General features: G+C 65.2%; 20 protein-coding genes and 1 tRNA gene. 7 read left to right on the top strand and 14 right to left on the bottom strand.

What is annotated here, in order from left to right; genetic code table 11:
• Positions 1 to 6: 6 nt before the first annotated feature.
• The 6 genes from J2808_RS01310 to J2808_RS01285 all read right to left on the bottom strand — a co-directional run bounded on the left by J2808_RS01310 (position 7) and on the right by J2808_RS01285 (position 4075).
• Complete coding sequence (locus J2808_RS01310) at positions 7 to 1119, bottom strand: GNAT family N-acetyltransferase (protein WP_309810494.1); 1113 nt, start codon at positions 1117 to 1119, stop codon at positions 7 to 9.
• Positions 1120 to 1242: 123 nt separating this feature from the next.
• Entirely contained in the window at positions 1243 to 1950 is a 708-nt protein-coding gene (gene rplA, locus J2808_RS01305) for a 50S ribosomal protein L1 (protein ID WP_309810491.1), read from the bottom strand.
• A gap of 126 nt (positions 1951 to 2076) precedes the next feature.
• Positions 2077 to 2508, bottom strand: a complete 432-nt coding sequence (gene rplK, locus J2808_RS01300; RefSeq protein ID WP_024365990.1) for a 50S ribosomal protein L11 — start codon at positions 2506 to 2508, stop codon at positions 2077 to 2079.
• Between the two features lie 130 nt (positions 2509 to 2638).
• Complete coding sequence (gene nusG, locus J2808_RS01295; protein ID WP_309810480.1) at positions 2639 to 3520, bottom strand: transcription termination/antitermination protein NusG; 882 nt, start codon at positions 3518 to 3520, stop codon at positions 2639 to 2641.
• A 116-nt stretch (positions 3521 to 3636) separates the two neighbouring features.
• Positions 3637 to 3921, bottom strand: coding sequence for a preprotein translocase subunit SecE (secE, locus tag J2808_RS01290; RefSeq protein WP_164205861.1), 285 nt, complete (start codon positions 3919 to 3921; stop codon positions 3637 to 3639).
• Positions 3922 to 4002: 81 nt separating this feature from the next.
• A tRNA-Trp gene (locus tag J2808_RS01285) sits at positions 4003 to 4075 on the bottom strand.
• A gap of 270 nt (positions 4076 to 4345) precedes the next feature.
• Here J2808_RS01285 and J2808_RS01280 point away from each other — a divergent pair.
• The gene (locus J2808_RS01280; RefSeq protein WP_309810476.1) at positions 4346 to 5563 is read left to right on the top strand and encodes a pyridoxal phosphate-dependent aminotransferase; all 1218 of its coding nucleotides are present in this window, start codon (positions 4346 to 4348) and stop codon (positions 5561 to 5563) included.
• Positions 5564 to 5678: 115 nt separating this feature from the next.
• Here the strand turns inward: J2808_RS01280 and J2808_RS01275 are convergent, their stop codons facing one another.
• Both J2808_RS01275 and J2808_RS01270 read right to left on the bottom strand, forming a co-directional pair.
• Positions 5679 to 6362: a response regulator transcription factor gene (locus tag J2808_RS01275; protein WP_309810473.1), complete on the bottom strand. Its 684-nt coding sequence runs from the start codon at positions 6360 to 6362 to the stop codon at positions 5679 to 5681.
• A complete protein-coding gene (locus J2808_RS01270; RefSeq protein WP_309810468.1) occupies positions 6359 to 7786 on the bottom strand; it encodes an ATP-binding protein in 1428 nt (475 codons plus the stop codon). Before J2808_RS01270 ends, J2808_RS01275 begins: the two co-directional genes overlap by 4 nt.
• 124 nt (positions 7787 to 7910) lie before the next feature.
• Between J2808_RS01270 and J2808_RS01265 the strand changes: the two genes are divergently transcribed.
• The 5 genes from J2808_RS01265 (at position 7911) to J2808_RS01245 (ending at position 11983) form a co-directional block, all read left to right on the top strand.
• The gene (locus J2808_RS01265; protein WP_309810465.1) at positions 7911 to 9410 is read left to right on the top strand and encodes a PspC domain-containing protein; all 1500 of its coding nucleotides are present in this window, start codon (positions 7911 to 7913) and stop codon (positions 9408 to 9410) included.
• Position 9411: 1 nt separating this feature from the next.
• Entirely contained in the window at positions 9412 to 9705 is a 294-nt protein-coding gene (locus tag J2808_RS01260; RefSeq protein ID WP_309810462.1) for a hypothetical protein, read from the top strand.
• A gap of 3 nt (positions 9706 to 9708) precedes the next feature.
• Entirely contained in the window at positions 9709 to 9960 is a 252-nt protein-coding gene (locus J2808_RS01255; RefSeq protein WP_309810459.1) for a PspC domain-containing protein, read from the top strand.
• Positions 9961 to 10213: 253 nt separating this feature from the next.
• Positions 10214 to 11239: an ATP-dependent 6-phosphofructokinase gene (locus tag J2808_RS01250; RefSeq protein ID WP_309810456.1), complete on the top strand. Its 1026-nt coding sequence runs from the start codon at positions 10214 to 10216 to the stop codon at positions 11237 to 11239.
• A gap of 27 nt (positions 11240 to 11266) precedes the next feature.
• Positions 11267 to 11983 carry a GNAT family N-acetyltransferase gene (locus tag J2808_RS01245; protein WP_309810453.1) on the top strand — a complete coding sequence of 239 codons (717 nt, stop codon included), beginning with the start codon at positions 11267 to 11269 and terminating at the stop codon, positions 11981 to 11983.
• 7 nt (positions 11984 to 11990) lie between these two features.
• Here J2808_RS01245 and J2808_RS01240 read toward each other — a convergent pair whose 3' ends face one another.
• The 6 genes from J2808_RS01240 to J2808_RS01215 all read right to left on the bottom strand — a co-directional run bounded on the left by J2808_RS01240 (position 11991) and on the right by J2808_RS01215 (position 17475).
• The gene (locus J2808_RS01240; protein ID WP_309810450.1) at positions 11991 to 13505 is read right to left on the bottom strand and encodes a DHA2 family efflux MFS transporter permease subunit; all 1515 of its coding nucleotides are present in this window, start codon (positions 13503 to 13505) and stop codon (positions 11991 to 11993) included.
• A gap of 3 nt (positions 13506 to 13508) precedes the next feature.
• A complete protein-coding gene (locus J2808_RS01235; RefSeq protein WP_309810447.1) occupies positions 13509 to 13949 on the bottom strand; it encodes an ankyrin repeat domain-containing protein in 441 nt (146 codons plus the stop codon).
• Positions 13946 to 15031: a CAF17-like 4Fe-4S cluster assembly/insertion protein YgfZ gene (gene ygfZ, locus J2808_RS01230; RefSeq protein WP_309810444.1), complete on the bottom strand. Its 1086-nt coding sequence runs from the start codon at positions 15029 to 15031 to the stop codon at positions 13946 to 13948. Before ygfZ ends, J2808_RS01235 begins: the two co-directional genes overlap by 4 nt.
• A gap of 110 nt (positions 15032 to 15141) precedes the next feature.
• Entirely contained in the window at positions 15142 to 15879 is a 738-nt protein-coding gene (locus tag J2808_RS01225) for a flavodoxin family protein (protein WP_309810442.1), read from the bottom strand.
• Between the two features lie 77 nt (positions 15880 to 15956).
• Positions 15957 to 16571: a nitrobindin family protein gene (locus J2808_RS01220; protein ID WP_309810434.1), complete on the bottom strand. Its 615-nt coding sequence runs from the start codon at positions 16569 to 16571 to the stop codon at positions 15957 to 15959.
• A 169-nt stretch (positions 16572 to 16740) separates the two neighbouring features.
• Positions 16741 to 17475 carry a permease gene (locus tag J2808_RS01215; protein WP_309811809.1) on the bottom strand — a complete coding sequence of 245 codons (735 nt, stop codon included), beginning with the start codon at positions 17473 to 17475 and terminating at the stop codon, positions 16741 to 16743.
• A gap of 380 nt (positions 17476 to 17855) precedes the next feature.
• Here J2808_RS01215 and J2808_RS01210 point away from each other — a divergent pair, with 380 nt between their 5' ends.
• Complete coding sequence (locus J2808_RS01210) at positions 17856 to 18554, top strand: winged helix-turn-helix transcriptional regulator (RefSeq protein WP_309810431.1); 699 nt, start codon at positions 17856 to 17858, stop codon at positions 18552 to 18554.
• Positions 18555 to 18679 lie beyond the last annotated feature (125 nt).

Below are 18679 nucleotides of genomic sequence, written 5' to 3'. Positions count from 1 at the left end.
GGGGCATCATCCCAGCCGTTTCTGCCATTCACCCTCATAACCAGCAGGCCTGAATCCAAGCATTATGTTGATCGCCAGCATATGCTGGTTTTCCACCGCGTTCCATGTGAGCACCGAGCGAGCTGCCGGCCACCGGTCCTGGGCGGCCCTCAGGTTCGCAGCTTTGATCAGCAGCCCCAGCCTCTTTCCCCGGTGCTCGGCGGTCACCAGCGTGTCCTGTTGGGTGATGCTCGCGGGAACGCCCGGCCGCCAGTTCAGGACCGTATAGGCCACGAGCTGGCCGGAGGACTTATGCAGCGCTGCTGCGACCTGGACCTGTACCCCGCCCCGGCTGTTCGATTGTTCTTCATACCGCACCCTGGCCGGGTCCCAGTCCTCGGCTTCCCAGCCCAGTCCGGCAGTCGGCACATCGGTGCTCATCCGGTTTTTGAGGATGGCATACTCGGCCACGAGTTCGTCCGGACACTTCTCGCCCCAGGTCACTACGTTGTAGCCGTCCGCCCGGAGGAATGCCGCGGCCTCAAGTTCCTGAAGGTGGCCCGGCGGGACCGGCAAGGTGAGGCGGCTGGCCCGCTCCACCTGCTCCAGTTCATAGCCGGCGGCCTTAGCGAAGGCGATGGTGGGATCATCCACGGGGAGTCCGCCCGCTCCCGATTTAGCGTGTAGGAGCCGATCTGCCCGGTCCACCTGCTCAGCCGGCAACTCACAGTAGCCGTCCAGGGACGTCCGGCCCCGCCCGACGGCCACGGCTTCCGCGTGTTCCAGCAGCCGGTGTCCCCAGCCCTGCCGCCGAAAGGGAGGCGACACCAGGACGTGGATGCCGGCGGTTGAGATGTTTTCGCGCAGCGGCAGCGTCACCGAGCAGATGCCTACGGTCTCCCGGCCCCGCTTTGCGATGAAAAGCTGCCTCTCCTCGTATTCGCTGCCGCGCCAGAACTCCATGTCCTCGAGGAATGTGGGGCAGCGGTCCAGGTCACCCCACTTCTCCAGTTCGTGCGCTTCGAGCAGCGCGTGGCACTCCTGGAAGTCAGTGGCGCTGTCCGGACTTTGCTCGCGCAAGGCTGTGCCGCCGTCGGGCACTGGCGGGACCTTGACTTGGGTGATGGCCAACGCGGTCATCACCCCAGCCTAATCATCCAAACGGTTTAGTCGAGGGGCCCGCAAAGACAAAGGGACCGCCCGGCGCAATGCCGGACGGTCCCTCGGTGTGCCGGACAGGTCCGGCAGGAGTCGCTGTGAGGACTAGACCTCGGTCAGGACCTTCGTGACGTTGGGGTCAACGGAGATGCCGGGACCGAACGTGGTGGCCACGGTGGCCTTCTGGATGTAGCGGCCCTTGGAAGCGGACGGCTTCAGGCGAAGGACCTCTTCCAGTGCTGCTGCGTAGTTCTCGGCCAGCTTGATGGCGTCGAAGGAAACCTTGCCAATGATGAAGTGCAGGTTCGAGTGCTTGTCGACGCGGAAGTCGATCTTGCCGCCCTTGATGTCGTTGACGGCCTTGGCGACGTCAGCGGTCACGGTGCCGGTCTTCGGGTTCGGCATCAGGTTACGCGGACCCAGGACCTTACCGAGGCGGCCAACCTTGCCCATGAGGTCAGGGGTGGCAACGGCGGCGTCGAAGTCGGTCCAGCCGGCTGCGATCTTTTCGATCAGGTCATCGGAACCAACGAAGTCGGCGCCGGCAGCGATTGCCGCGTCAGCCTTGTCGCCCGTTGCGAAGACGAGGACGCGGGAGACCTTGCCGGTGCCGTGGGGCAGGTTGACCGTGCCGCGGACCATCTGGTCAGCCTTGCGAGGGTCAACGCCCAGGCGGAAGGCAACCTCAACGGTGGCGTCGAACTTGGACGGGTTGCTGTCCTTGGCGAGCGTTACTGCCTCGAACGGCGCGTAGAACTTCTCCGCGTCGATCTTGGCGGCTGCTGCCTCATATGCTTTGCTGCGCTTTGCCATGCTGCTATTTCTCCTTGTGCAGTTGTGGTCTGCGGACCGCGCTGGGCCCTGCCACAGTCGAGGATCCTGCAAGGATCCCGCGACATTTCAATGATTCTGGTTGCCGGTCGCCCGGCGGTTGGGCTATTAGCCCTCTACGGTGATACCCATCGAACGGGCGGTGCCGGCGATGATCTTCGCTGCGCCTTCGAGGCTCGTGGCGTTGAGGTCTTCCATCTTGGTGGTGGCGATCTCGTTGACCTGGGCCTGGGTCAGCTTTGCAACCTTGACGGTGTGCGGGGTGGGTGAACCCTTGGCAACGCCTGCAGCCTTCTTGATGAGCTCTGCAGCCGGCGGGGTCTTGGTGATGAACGTGAAGGAACGGTCTTCGTAGACCGTGATTTCCACGGGGATAACGTTTCCGCGCTGGGCTTCTGTGGCAGCGTTGTACGCCTTGCAGAATTCCATGATGTTGACACCGTGCTGGCCAAGTGCAGGACCGATCGGCGGAGCCGGGTTAGCGGCACCTGCCTGGATCTGCAGCTTGATGAGGCCGGTGACCTTCTTCTTGGGAGCCAATGTAAGGTCCTTCTCTCAATATCTTCCTGGGACACAGGAGCGTGCCTCAGGTTGTTGGCCGCCATGGCGAGGCGGCCGGCCGTTCCGGTGCTGCTAAGCGGGCAGTCCGGAACGAATTCTGTGCGGGTTGCTAGATCTTGCTGACCTGGTTGAACGCCAGGGTGACAGGAGTTTCGCGTTCGAAGATGGAAACCAGCACCACGAGGGTCTGGGATTCAATCTTGATCTCGGAGATCGTGGCGGGGAGGGTCTCGAAGGGACCTTCCTTGACGATGACCGACTCGCCGACCTCGAAGTCGACGTCAACCGGGGTCTGCGACTGCTTGTTAACCGGCTTGCCCTTTTCGGCCTGCTCTTCTTCGAAGACCGGCGCGAGCATGGAGAAGACTTCGTCGAGGCGCAGCGGCACCGGGTTGTGGGCGTTACCCACGAAGCCGGTAACACCGGGAGTGTGGCGGACGGCGCCCCACGAGGCATCAGTCAGGTCCATGCGGACCAGGACGTAGCCGGGGATGCGGACACGGTTAATGACCTTGCGCTGAGCGTTCTTAATCTCAACGACCTCTTCCATCGGCACCTGGATTTCGAAGATGTAATCTTCCATGTCCAGGGTCTGGATGCGGGTCTCAAGGTTGGCCTTGACGCGGTTTTCGTAACCGGCGTAGGAGTGGATGACATACCAGTCACCCTCCTGGCGGCGAAGCTTGGCTTTGAACTCATCGGCGGGGTCAACCTCAGCCTTGGCGGCTGCGGCTGCCAGGGCGTCCGCGTCAGCTTCGTCGCCTTCTGAATCGGGATCCTCGTCGGAGTCATCCTCTGCAACGTCAGAATCGTCGTCGGCGTCCGCCGTAGCGGAATCCTCTGCAACGTCAGAATCGTCGTCGGTGTCGGCGGAATCGGGCGCAGCGGACTCAACCTCGGACTCTTCACCGGCTTCGACCGTGGGGGCCGCCGTGTTGTCCGTGGACTCTTCCAGCTCAGTCTCGGTTACCTCGAGCTCCTGCTCAGACACTTGGTCTCCTGCTTCCTCATTGCCTAACATGCCTATTTAAATGGCTCAATTCCGCACACCCCGTGGATTCTTACCGGTTACCCGGTCAGTGCCACGCGGCCTGCGGACGGTGCGCCTTAGCGGTCTCCGGGAGCGATCCCGCCGAAGACCCAGCTGACCGCGGTACCAAAACCGAGATCCAGCAGGCTGACGATGACCATCATGATGGCCACGAATACCAGCACCACGAGCGTGTAATTGATCAGTTCCTTGCGGGTTGGTGCAACAACCTTCTTCAGTTCGCCGATGACCTGGCGAATGAAGAGTGCAATACGAGCGAAGAAGTTTGCCTTGGCGTCCTTCTTAGCTGGGCGGCCCTTGGAGCTGCTGGCAGCTGTTTCGGTCACCTGGTCCTCGCTCATCTTTGCAATGTTGGATTACCCGGTCCTGATCAGAACCATGGTTACTGCGCGTGCTCCGGCATTCCGCTGGAACAGCTTGCGCAGGGCAGACAGGACTCGAACCTGCAACCTGCGGTTTTGGAGACCGCTGCGCTACCAATTGCGCCACTACCCTATGGGAGGAAAAACGAACCCTGCCGCGATTGCCAGCTTTCACTGGGGCGCACGTCATCATCCGTGTTTCAACACCGGTGAACCAGTCTACGCAACAACTTCGTCTACGTCGAACCAGCCCGTTCCTGACCTTCGTTCCGCCTTCATGTGTGCCCCTGGCCTGCAGTCACATCCACGCCGACAATCCGATCGATCCGCTGAACAGCATAGAGTAGATCTCGTCGATTTCCACCATTCAGCCACCGAGCTGCAAGCGAAGAACGGACCCGCCATGCCTTCCGCCCGCGTCTCCAAGCGCATATCCGCCATTGCCGAATCCGCAACCCTGGCCGTTGATGCCAAGGCCAAGGCGCTCAAGGCGGCCGGCCGGCCGGTTATTGGCTTCGGCGCGGGCGAGCCGGACTTCCCCACCCCGGACTACATCGTGAAGGCGTCCATTGAGGCTGCCAGCCAGCCCAAGTACCACCGCTACTCACCCGCCGCAGGCCTGCCGGAACTGAAGAAAGCCATCGCAGAGAAGACCCTGCGCGATTCCGGCTACACCGTGGACCCGTCCCAGGTGCTGGTCACCAACGGCGGCAAGCAGGCCGTGTACAACACGTTCGCCACGCTGGTGGATCCGGGCGACGAAGTGATTGTTCCCACGCCGTTCTGGACCACCTACCCGGAGGCCATCCGGCTCGCGGGCGGTGTCCCGGTCGAGGTGTTCGCCGGCCCCGAGCAGGACTACCTGGTCACGGTCGAGCAGCTGGAAGCCGCCCTCACGGAGAAGTCGAAAATCCTCCTGTTCGTCTCGCCGTCCAACCCCACAGGCTCCGTGTACTCCCCCGAGCAGGTCGCCGAAATCGGCAAATGGGCAGCGTCAAAGGGCCTCTGGGTGGTCACCGACGAGATCTACGAGCACCTGACCTACGACGGCGTTCCGTTCACCTCCATCGCCACCGCCGCCCCTGAACTGGGCGACAAAGTGGTCATCCTCAACGGCGTAGCCAAGACCTATGCGATGACCGGCTGGCGTGTGGGCTGGATGATCGGCCCCGCCGACGTCATCAAGGCCGCCACCAACCTGCAGTCCCACGCCACCTCCAACGTCTCCAACATCATGCAGATCGCCGCCCTCGCCGCGGTCTCCGGCCCGCTGACCGCCGTGGACGAGATGAAGGTGGCCTTCGACCGACGCCGCAAGGCGATAGTCGCCGGACTCAACGCCATCGACGGAGTCGAATGCCCGACGCCGAAGGGCGCCTTCTACGTGTACGCGGACGTCCGCGGGCTGCTGGGGAAGGAATTCCCGACGGCGGCAGGCACCGCGACGCCGTCGACCTCCGCCGAACTGGCTGCCCTGATTCTCGACGAGGTCGAGGTTGCAGTGGTTCCGGGCGAGGCCTTCGGCCCCTCCGGCTTCCTGCGGCTCTCCTACGCCCTTGGCGATGAGGACCTGGCCACCGGCGTGGCCCGGCTCCAGGACTTCCTGGGCAAAGCCAAGTAGGACGCTCTCCCACTTCCTGTAGGAAAACGCAAACGCTCTATCACTTTCTTTAGGAGAGTGCTAGAGCGTTTGCGGTTAAGCCACAGGAAGTGAAAGAGCGTCCGGGGTGGGCGGGCTAGAGGAGGCGGCGCTCCGCCGCCCACTTGGTCAGCTCATGGCGGCTGGAAAGCTGGAGCTTGCGCAGCACGGCAGACACGTGGGTTTCCACGGTCTTGATGCTGATGAACAGTTCCTTGGCCACTTCCTTGTAGCTGTAACCGCGGGCGATCAGGCGCATCACCTCCAGCTCGCGGGCGGAGAGCTTGTCCAGCTCGTCGTCGGCGATGTCGGCCGGAGCCGTCCCGAAAGCATCCAGCACAAAGCCTGCCAGCCGCGGCGAAAACACGGCGTCCCCGCCCGCCACCCGGAACACGGCGTCGGTGATCTCGGCCCCGGAAATGGTTTTGGTGACGTAGCCTCGGGCCCCGGCCCGGATGACCGCCACCACGTCCTCGGCGGCGTCCGAGACACTCAGGGCCAGGAACTTCGTGGTTCCCAGGAGCGCCGCGGAGCCTGCGATGACTTCGCGCCCGCCGCCGCCCAGGCCGCCGGGGAGGTGGACGTCCAGGAGTACCACCTCGGGCCGCTCCCGGGCGATCACCGCGATGGCCTGCTCCACGGTGGCGGCCTCCCCCACCACCTGGATGCTCGCGTCAAGGTCGGCTTTGAGGCCGGACCGGAAAATGGCGTGGTCGTCCACGATCACTACCCGGACCGGCTGTGTCCGGGGGATGGGCCCGGTCCCCTGCGCGTTGTTCATGATTTTCCTTCCGCGTTTTGCGGGTTAAGCGCCTTGTCCGGGTGGCGTGCCGGGAGGCCCAGGCGCACCTCTGTGCCGTCGGGGGTGCTGGTGATGGAAGCCGTCCCGCCGTGGCGCTTCATGCGGCCAATGATCGACTCCCGGACGCCCAGCCGGTCCTCTGGCACGTCGTCCAGGTCGAAGCCGGGGCCCCGGTCCTTCACGAAGACCTCGCTGCGCCCGTCTGAGACTTCCAGGTACACCGAAACGGTTCCGCCGCCGTGCCGGGACGCGTTCAGCATGGCCTCGCGGCTGGCCTGGACCAGTGCTTCGTGAGCTTCTGTCATGGCGGCATCCCCCACGCTCACCACCTCCACGGCGTTGCCCAGGAAGTCTTCCACCTCGGCGGCGGCGGCCTTGATCCGGTCCGAAAGCTGGCCGGCTTCCTTGCCGGGGTCCTGGAACAGCCAGCCCCGCAGTTCACGTTCCTGGGCCCGGGCCAGGCGGACCACGTCGTGTTCGTTGGCCGCCCGCCGCTGGATCAGGGCGAGGGTCTGCAACACGGAATCGTGCAGGTGGGCCGCTATCTCGGCACGCTCAGTTTCGCGGATCCTGCCTGCGCGCTCGGTCTCCAGGTCACGCCAGAATTTGAGTGCCCAAGGCAGCAGCACCAGCACCACACCGCCCAGCACCGCCACCGAGGCCAGCAGCGCCAGCCAGGTCTGTTCCCAGGATCCGGAGCCGGACACCATCACCAGGACGCCGGCCACCACCAGCGCCAGGCCAGCGGCCAGACGTGCCCAGCCGCCGGCCTGATCGGCTTTGGTTTTGTCCACCAGCCCGGCGCGGCGGGTTTCGTCGAGCTGGGTCCAGGCGATGGCTGCTCCGCCCAGCACGGCGGCCGCGGGAATGAGGGTCCCCAGGGGCACGTCCACGCCCAGGAGCTGGGCGACCATGATGCCCGCCACCAACAGGAGGCCGGCTCCCAGCAGGATCTCCTTGCCATACCGCATGCTGCGCACCCGGAACCACGGCAGACTGGCGTCGGCGCCGTACCCTGCCGCAGGCGGGTCAGCAGCGGCCGTACCGTAGGCAGCGGCCGGAGCGGAAGCACCGCCGTCGGGCATTCCCCACTGCGCGCCTGCGGCAGCCTGCCCCGAAGACTGCGACGCCGTTGAAGGCGGGGGAACCAGGCTCACCGTCGGGGCAATGGGCGACGCCGGGCGCCGGGCATTGCGGCGGGCGCTTTCGTCCGCGGTGGGGACCATGATCCACAGCCACGCATAGAACGCCAGACCGGCACCGCCGGCGAGGGTTGCGAGCGCCATGCCCATCCTGACATTCTTCACCGGCCAGCCCAGATGCGCCGCGAGCCCGGAGCATACGCCCGCGATGACACGGTCGGTGCTGCGGACCAGCGGTGGGCGGGTAAAGGCGGTGCTCATGTGTCAATCCAAGCACGGATCAGGGTTCCCCGGACCTGGTTCCGGCCGGAACCGGGGGTAACTCAGGGACGAGTCAGGGTGTTCCCCAGTAGAGCCGAACCGCCCCGGACGGCAGGATCGAAGTATGAACTCGCAGACCCCCACCCCCGACGACGGCCAGCCCACGGAACCCCTCCCTCCCCGCGGACAGGACCAGCACACCGAACCCCTCCTGCCGCCTCCGGCAGCAGGCCCCTACGCCGGCCCCCAGGTGCCCGGCCAGTCAACAGACTTCTTCACCTGGATCCGCAGCCACGGCATCCAGCGCGGACGCGACCGTTGGATCGGCGGCGTCTCCGGTGGCATCGCGCACCGGATGGGCATTGACCCGCTGATTGTCCGGGGCATCTTCATCGTGCTGACGCTGTTCGCCGGCGTCGGCGTCCTGCTTTATGGCATTGCCTGGGCCTTCCTGCCCGAGCCCGACGGGCGCATCCACGTCCAGGAAGCCGGCGCCGGCAGATGGTCGAGCGGCATGACCGGCGCGCTGGTCACCACCGTCGTGGGCCTGACCGGACTCGGCGGCGGATTCTGGGGCTGGAGCCGCAACGGCTTCGGCGGATTCTTCTGGACCGTTTTCTGGGTGGGCGGCGCCATCTACCTCATCTACTACCTGACACAACGCAACAGGGTCCGGAACGGAGCTCCCATGAACACCACACCGCAGCCGGCCGGCGCCGGAAACGCCTCCTTCTCTTCGTCATACCCAACCACCTACCCCGTGGCCCCGTACACCTCGCCCTACGCAGCGACTGATACGGGCTCTGCAGGGAACCCCCAGTACGCACCGACGCCGCCCTTCGGCCCCACCCCTCCCTCCGGCGGTTCGTTCCCCGGCGGTGACAAGTACGGCAGCGGCTACGGCAGCGACACATACGGCGGTGGCGGCGGCTACGGCGGCGGTAATTACGGCGGCTACCAGCCGCCCCAGGGCCCGGCCCCGGCTCCCAAGGCCCGTCCTTCCGGACCTGGAGCCCCCGCCGTGGCCATCACCGCAGGTACAGCGCTCCTGGTGGGCGGCGGGCTGAAAGCCCTCGACGCCGCCAACGTGATCAACCTCGGCGACGCCGCCAACGCGATCGTCTGGGCCAGCGGCGCAGCCGTCCTGGGCCTCGGCATCCTCATCGCCGGGCTGCGCGGAAAGACGTCCGGGATCCTCGGCTTCTTCGCCGTAGTGGCCTTGGTCATCGGCGGCATATTCAATGTTGTGGGCAACGGCGACAGGGTCCGCTTCACCCAGGTCGCCTGGACGCCCATCAGCATTGAACAGGCGCGGGACGGCTACAACGTCACCGCGGGTCGCGGCAACCTCGACCTCACCAAAATGAACCTCACCGCCCCGCTGCCGTCCGACGTCGTGGTTCCCCTGGACGTCACAGCCAGCAACGTCACCGTGGTCATCCCGGACGACGTCCCCGTCAAGATTGAAGCCGACATGACCATGGGCAATCTCAACGAAGGCGACGCGCACCGCGGCGGCAACACCTCGGGGGAAACGCGCTACAACACCGACAAGCCCGGGCCCAGCCTGGTCGTGGAGATCGACGGCACCTTCAGCAATATCACCATCCAGGAAGGAAACTGACATGAGCAGCTTTGATCCGGCACCGGACGCATCCCCGTCAGAAAGCACGACGGCGGCACACCAGTCCGGAGCCGACGCACCGCAGCAGCCATCCGCCCGCGTGGGCACCATAGTCTGGGGCCTCATCGTCCTGGCGCTGGCCGCCATCATCATCGTTGCCCAGCTGGGCGTGGTGACCCTGAACGGCACCTACGTGCTGATCGGGCTCATGATCGGAGCCGGTGCAGCCCTGGTGGTCGGCGGCCTGCTGTCGGCCCGGAAACGTGACAACGAGCCCACAACAGGGAAGTCTTGAGCCATGGACAAGTTTTTCAGCATCGTCAGGGGCTTCGGCCTGAAACGCGGTCCGGAACGCTGGTTGGGCGGCGTGTGCGGCGGACTCGCAGCCAAGCTCAACGTGGATGTGGCCTTTGTGCGGATCGCCTTCCTGGTCTTCTGCCTCCTCCCCGGACCGGCCGTCGTCCTCTATCTCGCGGCCTGGCTGGTCCTTCCTGACCAGAGGAACTCCATCCCGCTGCAGAACTTCCTGGACCGCCGCTCCATCAGCTGATCCTGGCATCTGAGCACACGAACCGCAGGCCCCCGCTCCCCCGGAATCCTTCCGGGAGCGGGGGCCTTTTCGTTGTCCGTGACCAGGCGCCTCCGCCCCGGCGTCGTCCTGACGGACATGCGCCGTGGTCCTTGCCATGGAACGGGCCTTTTGTAACCGGTTTGTGTCGTAACGCACACCACCGACTACAATCTAGGTGAGCTCAGCGTGGCGCTCTGCCCATACGCCCTTCAACGAGGATTAGAGCAGAGAAATGAAAATTGGAATTCTTACCAGCGGTGGCGACTGCCCGGGACTGAACGCCGTCATCCGCGGAGCGGTCCTCAAAGGCATCGCCATCCACGGCCACGAATTCGTAGGCTTCCTGGACGGCTGGCGCGGTGTGGTTGAGGGCGACATCATCGACATCCCCCGCACCATGGTCCGCGGCATCGCCAAGCAGGGCGGCACCATCCTGGGCACCTCCCGCACCAACCCCTTCGAAAACGGCGGCGGCCCGGAGGTCATCAAGGCCCATATGGACCGCCTCGGCATCGACGCGATCATCGCGATCGGCGGCGAAGGCACGCTGGCTGCCGCGAAGCGCCTGACCGACGCCGGCCTCAAGATCGTGGGCGTCCCCAAGACCGTGGACAACGACCTCGACGCCACCGACTACACCTTCGGCTTTGATACCGCCGTACAGATCGCCACCGAGGCCATCGACCGCCTCCGCACCACGGGCGAGTCACACCACCGCTGCATGATCGCCGAGGTCATGGGCCGCCACGTGGGCTGGATCGCCCTGCACGCCGGCATGGCCGCCGGCGCCCACGCCATCCTGATCCCGGAGCAGAAGGTCAGCATCGAACAGATCACCGAGTGGGTCCAGGAAGCCCACGACCGTGGCCGCGCGCCGCTGATCGTTGTGGCCGAAGGGTTTGTTCCGGACCACATGGAATCCCCGCACTCCGAGCGCGGGCTGGACACGTTCGGCCGCCCCCGTCTGGGGGGCATCGCGGACCAGCTCGCTCCGGAGATCGAGGCACGTACCGGCATCGAGACCCGCGCCACCATCCTGGGCCACATCCAGCGCGGCGGCGTTCCGTCCGCGTTCGACCGCGTCCTGGCAACGCGCCTGGGCATGGCCGCCATCGACTCCGTGGTGGAAGGCTACTGGGGCACCATGGTTGCCCTCAAAGGCACCGACATCGAGCACGTCGGTTTCGAGAAGGCCCTGGGCCAGCTGAAGACAGTTCCACAGAACCGCTACGACGAAGCGGCCGTCCTGTTCGGTTGAGCAGCGTCCGCCGCCTAGGCTGGGGACATGACTCTTGACCCCGGTTCCGCCGCCATTATCCAGCTTGCTTGGGCCCGGCACCTCGGGCTCGACGACGGCGCCTTCGCTGCGGCCCTGGCCTCCGGCGAGCGGGTGGTCAGGGCTGACGAAGCGGCAAAGACAGTGGAGTTCATCAGGCTTTTCGGCAGTTCAGCACTGGTGGGTCCGCAGTGGGTCATTGACGCTGCCGCCGGAATCCCCGACGACGAGCTGGCCCAGCACGTAACCCTCCTGACCCTCACCCGGTCCCACGGCGGCCACGGCCTGGGCGCCGCGGCACTGTTCTTCGCAGACGACCTGCCGCTCCGCCAGCCGTCCGAGGAACTGACCGTTTCGCACGGCAACCCTGAAGCGATCGAGTTGGAAGGGCTATGCCCGCCGGACGACGTCAACGAAGTGGGACTGTCCGAGCTCGAAAACAGGTACACGATCGTCCACGACGTCGACGGCCGGCGGGTCCCGGTGGCGTGCGGTGCCTATGGGGAATGGGAAGGTTTGCTGGGCCACTTGGGCGTCCTGGTGGACCCCGAGTGGCGGCGGCGCGGGCTGGGTTCCCTGGCCGCGTCGATCGCCGCCCACGAAGCACTGGCAGCCGGGCTGACGGTCCAATGGCGCGCGGAGGTCAGCAACACCGGGGCGGTTGCCCTGGCGAGGATGCTGGGCCTGTCCGCCGGCGGCATCCAGACCAGCGTCCACTTGGGCTGAACTGCCGCTACGTAGGCCGGGTTGAGCTCTCCGGAACCGCCCCGGCAGCGGCAGGTGCCGGCCCCGCACCCCAGCCATCCAACGCCTTCGGTTTTGCGAATAACAGCGCCACAGCCGCCCCAAGCAGGATCACGGCCGCCGGCAGCATGATGGACTGGCCCATCGCCGTCGAGAATCCCTCGTGCAGCGCCTCGGGCAGCCGGCCGGCAAACTCCATTCCGCCCGCCCCGGGACCCTGCGCAGGAAGCTCCGCGGCCAGCCGCGCCTGGATGAGCACGGCAATAGCGGCGCTGCCGAGCACCGCTCCGATCTGCCGCGTGGTGTTATAGACCCCGGAGCCGGCACCGGCCTGGCGCGGCGGGAGGTTCCGGGTTGCCGTGGTGCTCAGCGGGGCCCAGATTCCCGCATTGGCGAGGCCCAGGACGGCGCTGGGGAGCAGGAAGATCCAGATGGGCGTATCCGGATGCATCAGTGCCGAGTTCCAGAAGAGCGCCACAGACATCAGGACCAGGCCCGCTGCGGCGATGAACTTCGGATTGACGCGGTCGATGATCTTCCCCACCACCGGCGCAAGACCGCCCGATATAACGGCCATGGGAATCATCATGAGCGCGGACTGGGTTGGAGTCAGGCCGCGGACCATCTGGTAGTAGAAGATCAGAGGAAGCGTGAAAGCGGTGATGGCGAAGCCCACGGTGGTGATGCCGATGTTGGCCAGGGAGAAATTGCGATCCTTGAAGAGTCCCAGCGGCAACAGCGGTTCGCCTTTGTTGAGGCGTTGCCAAAGCACAAACACCGCCAAGACGGCGATACCCGCAATGACGAGCCCCCACACCGTGATGGGCCCTGTGATGGTCCCCCAGTTGTACGTCTCGCCTTCCTGGATTCCGAAAACCAGCAGGAACAGCCCGACGGCGCTGAGCAGGACGCCGGGGATGTCGAATTTATGCGGGTGGGTGCTGAGGGATGGAACGAACCGCCAGGCCAGGATGAAGCCGACGATGCCCACCGGAACGTTGATGAAGAAGATCCACTCCCAGCCCAGGCCATCTACCAGGACGCCGCCCAGGATGGGCCCCACCAGCGTTGCCAGGCCGGCGGTAGCTCCCCAGATGCCCATCGCGGGGCCACGCCGGTCCGGGGGAAAGATGCGGGTAATCACGGCCATGGTCTGCGGGGTCATGATGGCGGCGCCAAGGCCCTGAAGAACGCGCGCCGTAATGAGGGTCTGGACGTCGCCGGAGAGTCCGCACCACAGCGACGCAAGGGTGAAGACCGTCAGGCCGGTCAGATACAGGCGCTTAGGCCCGAAGCGGTCGCCCAGCCGGCCCATGATGAGCAGCGGCACAGCATAGGCGAGCAGGTACGCGCTGGTCACCCAGATCACGGAGTTGATGTCCGCGTTCAGGCCCTCCATGATCCGGGGATTCGCCACGGAAACGATGGTGGTGTCGATCAGGATCATAAAGAACCCGATCACCAGGGACCAGAGGGCTGGCCAGGGCCTTGCTACGTTTTCCAAGCGTCAGGCTCCCAGCAGGCCGAGGATTTCCGTGCGGGCGAACATCTGTGCTGCGGCACGGGCAGACGGCGTGCCGGCGTCGGGATCGGCACCGGCGTCCAGGAGCAGGCGGGCCACGTCCGTGTACCCCTTGAAAGCCGCGCCGGCCAGGGGCGTCTGGCCACGGTCGTTGGCTGTGTCTGCCTCCGCCCCGTGCTGCAGGATCAGCTGCACCGTCTCGGCGTGGCCGTGGTAGGCAGCCAGCATCAGGAGGGAATCGCCGGCCGCGTTGGTCATTGTGGCCGGAGCTCCGGCTTCCAGGTAGGCGCGCAGCAGCCCGGTGTCTCCCTCGCGGGCGGCCTGGAAGAGCTTCTCTGCCAGCGCGAGCGTTTCCTCGTCGGGCCCTTGGCTGCCGGGCCCTTGGCTGCCGGGCGGAGTTGAGCCGGGCGTGGTGTTTTCGGTCATGAACGGGTCCCCTTCAAAAATCCTGTCTGGCGCCCCACTACCTGGCCGGCGTCGGGGGCAACAATCACTTCCTGGGCGGCAATGTAAGGTTCCTCGCCGTCCAGCACGGTCAGTATTTCATCCGGCGCGACGGAACGCTTGATGACTGCAAGGGCCACCGGACCCATTTCATAGTGCTGGGCCACGGAGGTCACCGTCCCTACCTTCCGCTCCCCGAACATGACCTGGCTGCCCGGTGCAGGCATGGTGTGCTGCGACCCGTCGAGCTGCAGGAAGACCAGGCGCCGCGGCGGATGGCCCAGGTTGTGCACCCGGGCTATGGTCTCCTGGCCCTTGTAGCAGCCCTTGGACAGATGCACGGCGGTGCGCAGAAGGTCCAGTTCATGGGGAATGGTTTTGTCGTCCGTTTCCGCGCCCAGCCGGGGGCGCCAGGCAGCCACGCGGAGGGCTTCGGCGGCCAGTATGCCGGCGAGCGGGCGGTCCCCAACCGTCTGCACCAGCTCGGCGGCCGGCACCAGGTACTCGATCCATGGCCGTTCCAGCCCGGGGTGTTCAGCTTCCGCCACTACGGAATACGCGTACCCGCCGGCACCAACATGGGGCCAGGGGTCGCGCCAGGCCAGGAGCCCGGCCCACTCCGCCACGTCCTTGGTGGAGCCCAGCACTGCCCAGTCGCCGGAGACGTCGTTGACCTCAACGCGGAGCATAAACCGCATTTTGTTCAGCCACTCGGCCAGGGGCGCAGCCTCGGCGGCCTCAACAATCAGCCAGGTGGTCCCGCCGTCGTCCACTACGCGGGCGTCAAATTCGATCCGGCCCTGGACGCTCAGCAGGAGCAGTTCGCTGGACTCCCCCGGCTGCAGGCCGGTGACCTGCTGCGAAGACAGCGTGTTCAGCCACGTCAGCCGGTCCGGTCCGCTGACGGTCACCACGCCGCGGTGGGAAAGGTCGACGACGGCGGTGCCGGCTGCGAGTGCGCGCTGCTCGCGCAGTGGCTCACCGTAGTGGGATGCGACGCCGGCGTCCGGGCCGGAGGCCTCGACGGCGCCAGGGCGCGACAGGAGTGGGCTGGGGGTAGTCATACTGGGGGAACGTCCTTTAGTCAGTGAGTATTCCGGTCCCGACATGTTCCCGAAGATCCGTCCGGGTTTCGACAGGCTCAACCACCGGGTTGCTGGGCGGCCTTGCGAGGTTAGGGAGCGGTTGGGGCTCGGTACTCCGGGTTTTCGAAATCGAAGCGTGTACCGGCCTTCCATTCTTCAGGAAGGTTGCCATAGGCGGGAATCCCGCCGGCATCTTTCAGCACCCTGGCGAAATGCAGCAGGTTCCAGGTCATAAACGTGGTGTTGCGGTTGGTGAAATCGGACTCGGGGCCGCCGGAGCCTTCGTCCAGGTAGCTGGGCCCCGGGCCTACGGGCCCGATCCACCCTGCATCTGCCTGCGGGGGGATGGTGAAGCCAATGTGCTGCAGGCTGTACAGGACGTTCATGGAGCAGTGCTTGATGCCGTCTTCGTTGCCCGTGATCAGGCAGCCGCCCACTTTTGGGTAGAACGCCCATTGGCCCTTGCTGTTCAATTCACCGGAATGGCCGTACAGCCGCTCGATCAGCTTCTTGGTCTGGGACGAGTTGTCGCCCAGCCAGATGGGCCCGGCCACCACTACGATGTCCGCTTCTTTGACAGCCGGGTACAGGTCCGGCCACTCATCGGATGGCCAGCCGTGCTCGGTCATGTCCGGATACACACCACTGGCGATGTCATGATCCACGGTCCTGATCACACGTGTGCTGACGCCCTGCTTTTCCATGATGAGGCGGCTGACCTCTATGAGGCCCCCAGTGTTGCTGGTCTCCGGCGACCGTTTGAGCGTGCCGTTGAAGAACAGGGCCTTCAGGTCGCTGTAGTCGGTGGGGTTCTCCGGTGCAGCCATGATGCTCCCTGGTTCACTCGAATGACAGTGAAGCTGTGGAAGCTAATTCTACTGATGGGCGGCGATTCGGTGCCGCGTCAGGACACTTTCTTCAGGAAGGCGGAGGCATGCGCCTCGAGCCCCTTGCCGGGCTGCTCCGTGCCACCCGCGGCAACGTCCCAGCGCCAGAGCAGGTTGCCGTCCACCAGCCCGAAGATCCGGGTGGCGGCGCTGTAATCCTTGGAATGGCTGCCGCGCATCACCATGTCCGTGGTGAGCTGGATCTGCGGGCCCTTGATCTGCCCGTAGTAGAGCTCAGAGATCCCGCCTGGGTGGGCAATGGACACGGAGATGTCGAAGCCGCCGTCCTTGTTGCGCAGGGCTTCGACTTCGTCGGCGCTCTTGAGGGCCGGAACGATATCCGCCGGAATCAGGCCCGGACCGCCGTCGGCGTCAAGCTGTTTGCGCTCCAGCGCCCAGAAGCCGGTCTCAACCGTGAGTGGCCGCAGGCGAGTGCCGTCGTCGTCCGTTAACCAGCTCTCCGCGCGGTACTGCAGGTACGGCAGTCCGTTGTGCGTGAAGGAAACGTGCTGGACAAAGTGTTCTGAACCTTCATCCCCGCTGCCAAGCCGGCCGCTGCCTTCCCACTCACCAATGAGCCAGGAAAGCGGAACAAGTTCAGGTGTCAGGTCTGTAGGAATTTCAATCGGCACAACAATTACCTCAGGAAAGTACTCGCTCCGGAACGGGGTTTACTTCTGGCCTTTGAACAACCGGTAAACCACAAAGCCGGCGAACCAGGCCATGGCGAGGCTCGCAACGCCGAGCAGGACAAGGAAGAAGATTTCAAATGCAAGTACGGACATGATGCCATCCTAACCGTTAGTAGATAAGTAGTTTGTCTATGAAGTACGCGAGGCTGCCCACAGCGGAAACAGGGGCCAGACCCATGCTAAGGGCCGCCGCGAGATTCAGTGGACCCCCGCGGAGTGTGACGAGCCGGCGGAAACTGACCAGGACCGCACCCACCACCACACCGAAGATCGCGGCCGGCAACACGGCAAGGTCGGAGAAGACCAGGCCTGCCAGCGGCCCCGCCAGGCCTGCCAGGACGATGCCCAGTGGCGCCACTACCCTATCCGGCCAGCGGATCAGCCCGGCGAGCAGTGCCACGGCTGCGCTGATGGCTGCCACCAGCATCATCTCGCGGACGCCGTTGAACCGGGCGCAGGCAATCCAGCCTGCCCCGAGGCAGGAGAGGAGCACACCGGCGCAGCACCCCAGGGTGGATTCGAGCCGTTTGGCCTGTCCGGTGCCGCGGATGAGCTGCACCACAAACACGGCCATCATCCCCAGCGCAATAAAGGACGGTGTCCAGTCCAGGAATCCGGGTGCCGGGAGGTAGCCGGCGGCGAGCGCCGACCCGGCGCCGGGCAGCGCAATCACGGCGGCAAGGGTCTTCTTCGCAGGGATGCGGAGGAAGTGGGGCCAGCCGATGCCTACCGCCACAGCAACGATGATTGCGACGCCGACGAGTGCCTCATGCGAGACATACACGCCGGTGATGATGGCCGCGAGTCCCACGATGCCGATGAGCCCGATGACCCACGAGCCCAGTGACCGCATCGGCGTCCGCACATCTGGGTTCCCAACGGGCCCGCCTGTTTCGGTGCGCCGTTTCTGCTCTGCACTCAATTCGCTGCATTCCCATTCTGGCTCTGGACCCGGCGGTTTCGCGCTCCGCGGCAGGGCATTCTGCCCCATTCCTCAATCCTGCCCTATATGACCCGGATATGTCGCAAAACGAAGGTCTGCGCAGGCGGAATCCCTGTTCGAGGGAGGGCCGTTCGGTATACTCAAAGTTCAGCTACGCTTCCTGCGACGGTTGCCGGCCGGATAGATCCCTAGCCGGCCCAGGCCAGAGCAGTTAGCTGGAACCGGCCGGTGAAAACCCGGTTCAGTCGCCCGAAGATGCGCGGACGCCCCTTGGAGGAACAATGTCGCACATCCTGCTATTGACGAACAGCACTGGTTCATCGGTGGATATTTTGCCTGCCCTCGAACTACTGAACCATCGTGTGCACATCCTCGCAGCTGAGCCCACCGCCCTGCTGGAGACTGACCCGTGCGACATTGTGCTCCTGGATGCCCGCAAGGATCTGGTGGGCGCCCGCTCCCTTACGCAACTGTTGAAGGCCACCGGACTGAGCGCGCCCCTGGTCCTGATCCTGACCGAAGGCGGCATGGCGGCTGTCTCCTCGGCCTGGGCTGTGGATGACATCGTGCTTGATTCGGCGGGCCCCGCCGAAGTGGAGGCGCGCATCAGGCTCTCGGTGGCGCGGGCTGTTCCCGAGAAAGAGGACGCCCCCACGGAGATCCGGGCGGCCGGTGTGGTCATTGATGAGGCCAGCTACACCGCCCGCGTCAACGGCGCACCGCTGAACCTCACGTTCAAGGAGTTCGAACTCCTCAAGTACCTGGCACAGCACCCAGGCCGCGTCTTCACCCGCCAGCAGCTGCTGACCGAGGTGTGGGGCTATGACTACTACGGCGGCACGCGCACGGTGGATGTCCATGTCCGCCGCCTGCGCGCCAAACTCGGCGCGGACCATGAGAATCTGATCAGCACCGTCCGCAACGTCGGCTACCGCCTCACCCTGGTGCGGCAGCAGGAAGACGAACTGACGGAAGCCTGACAGCCAGTCACTTAACGCAACAGCCCCGGGCCATTGGTCCGGGGCTGTTGCGTTGCATTGAACTTTGTTGGTGGAGGACATACGGGTCGAACGTATCGAGGCCACCCCAGTGGTGGATCCCCCTC

It is taken from the genome of Pseudarthrobacter sulfonivorans (assembly GCF_031454915.1).
GTDB classification, from domain to species: domain Bacteria; phylum Actinomycetota; class Actinomycetes; order Actinomycetales; family Micrococcaceae; genus Arthrobacter; species Arthrobacter sulfonivorans_C.
Note: the sequence above shows the minus strand (reverse complement) of the source record. Positions and strands in the feature narration are given on the sequence as shown.

Bases quoted from the DNA above. Each gene is read 5' to 3' on its own strand.
- J2808_RS01250 (WP_309810456.1), top strand. From the start codon at position 10,214: ATGAAAATTGGAATTCTTACCAGCGGTGGCGACTGCCCGGGACTGAAC.
- J2808_RS01235 (WP_309810447.1), bottom strand. From the start codon at position 13,949: ATGACCGAAAACACCACGCCCGGCTCAACTCCGCCCGGCAGCCAAGGG.
- J2808_RS01260 (WP_309810462.1), top strand. From the start codon at position 9,412: ATGAGCAGCTTTGATCCGGCACCGGACGCATCCCCGTCAGAAAGCACG.
- J2808_RS01280 (WP_309810476.1), top strand. From the start codon at position 4,346: ATGCCTTCCGCCCGCGTCTCCAAGCGCATATCCGCCATTGCCGAATCC.
- secE (WP_164205861.1), bottom strand. From the start codon at position 3,921: ATGAGCGAGGACCAGGTGACCGAAACAGCTGCCAGCAGCTCCAAGGGC.
- J2808_RS01255 (WP_309810459.1), top strand. From the start codon at position 9,709: ATGGACAAGTTTTTCAGCATCGTCAGGGGCTTCGGCCTGAAACGCGGT.
- J2808_RS01210 (WP_309810431.1), top strand. From the start codon at position 17,856: ATGTCGCACATCCTGCTATTGACGAACAGCACTGGTTCATCGGTGGAT.
- J2808_RS01265 (WP_309810465.1), top strand. From the start codon at position 7,911: ATGAACTCGCAGACCCCCACCCCCGACGACGGCCAGCCCACGGAACCC.
- J2808_RS01245 (WP_309810453.1), top strand. From the start codon at position 11,267: ATGACTCTTGACCCCGGTTCCGCCGCCATTATCCAGCTTGCTTGGGCC.
- J2808_RS01270 (WP_309810468.1), bottom strand. From the start codon at position 7,786: ATGAGCACCGCCTTTACCCGCCCACCGCTGGTCCGCAGCACCGACCGT.
- J2808_RS01310 (WP_309810494.1), bottom strand. From the start codon at position 1,119: ATGACCGCGTTGGCCATCACCCAAGTCAAGGTCCCGCCAGTGCCCGAC.
- rplA (WP_309810491.1), bottom strand. From the start codon at position 1,950: ATGGCAAAGCGCAGCAAAGCATATGAGGCAGCAGCCGCCAAGATCGAC.
- J2808_RS01275 (WP_309810473.1), bottom strand. From the start codon at position 6,362: ATGAACAACGCGCAGGGGACCGGGCCCATCCCCCGGACACAGCCGGTC.
- J2808_RS01225 (WP_309810442.1), bottom strand. From the start codon at position 15,879: ATGGCTGCACCGGAGAACCCCACCGACTACAGCGACCTGAAGGCCCTG.
- ygfZ (WP_309810444.1), bottom strand. From the start codon at position 15,031: ATGACTACCCCCAGCCCACTCCTGTCGCGCCCTGGCGCCGTCGAGGCC.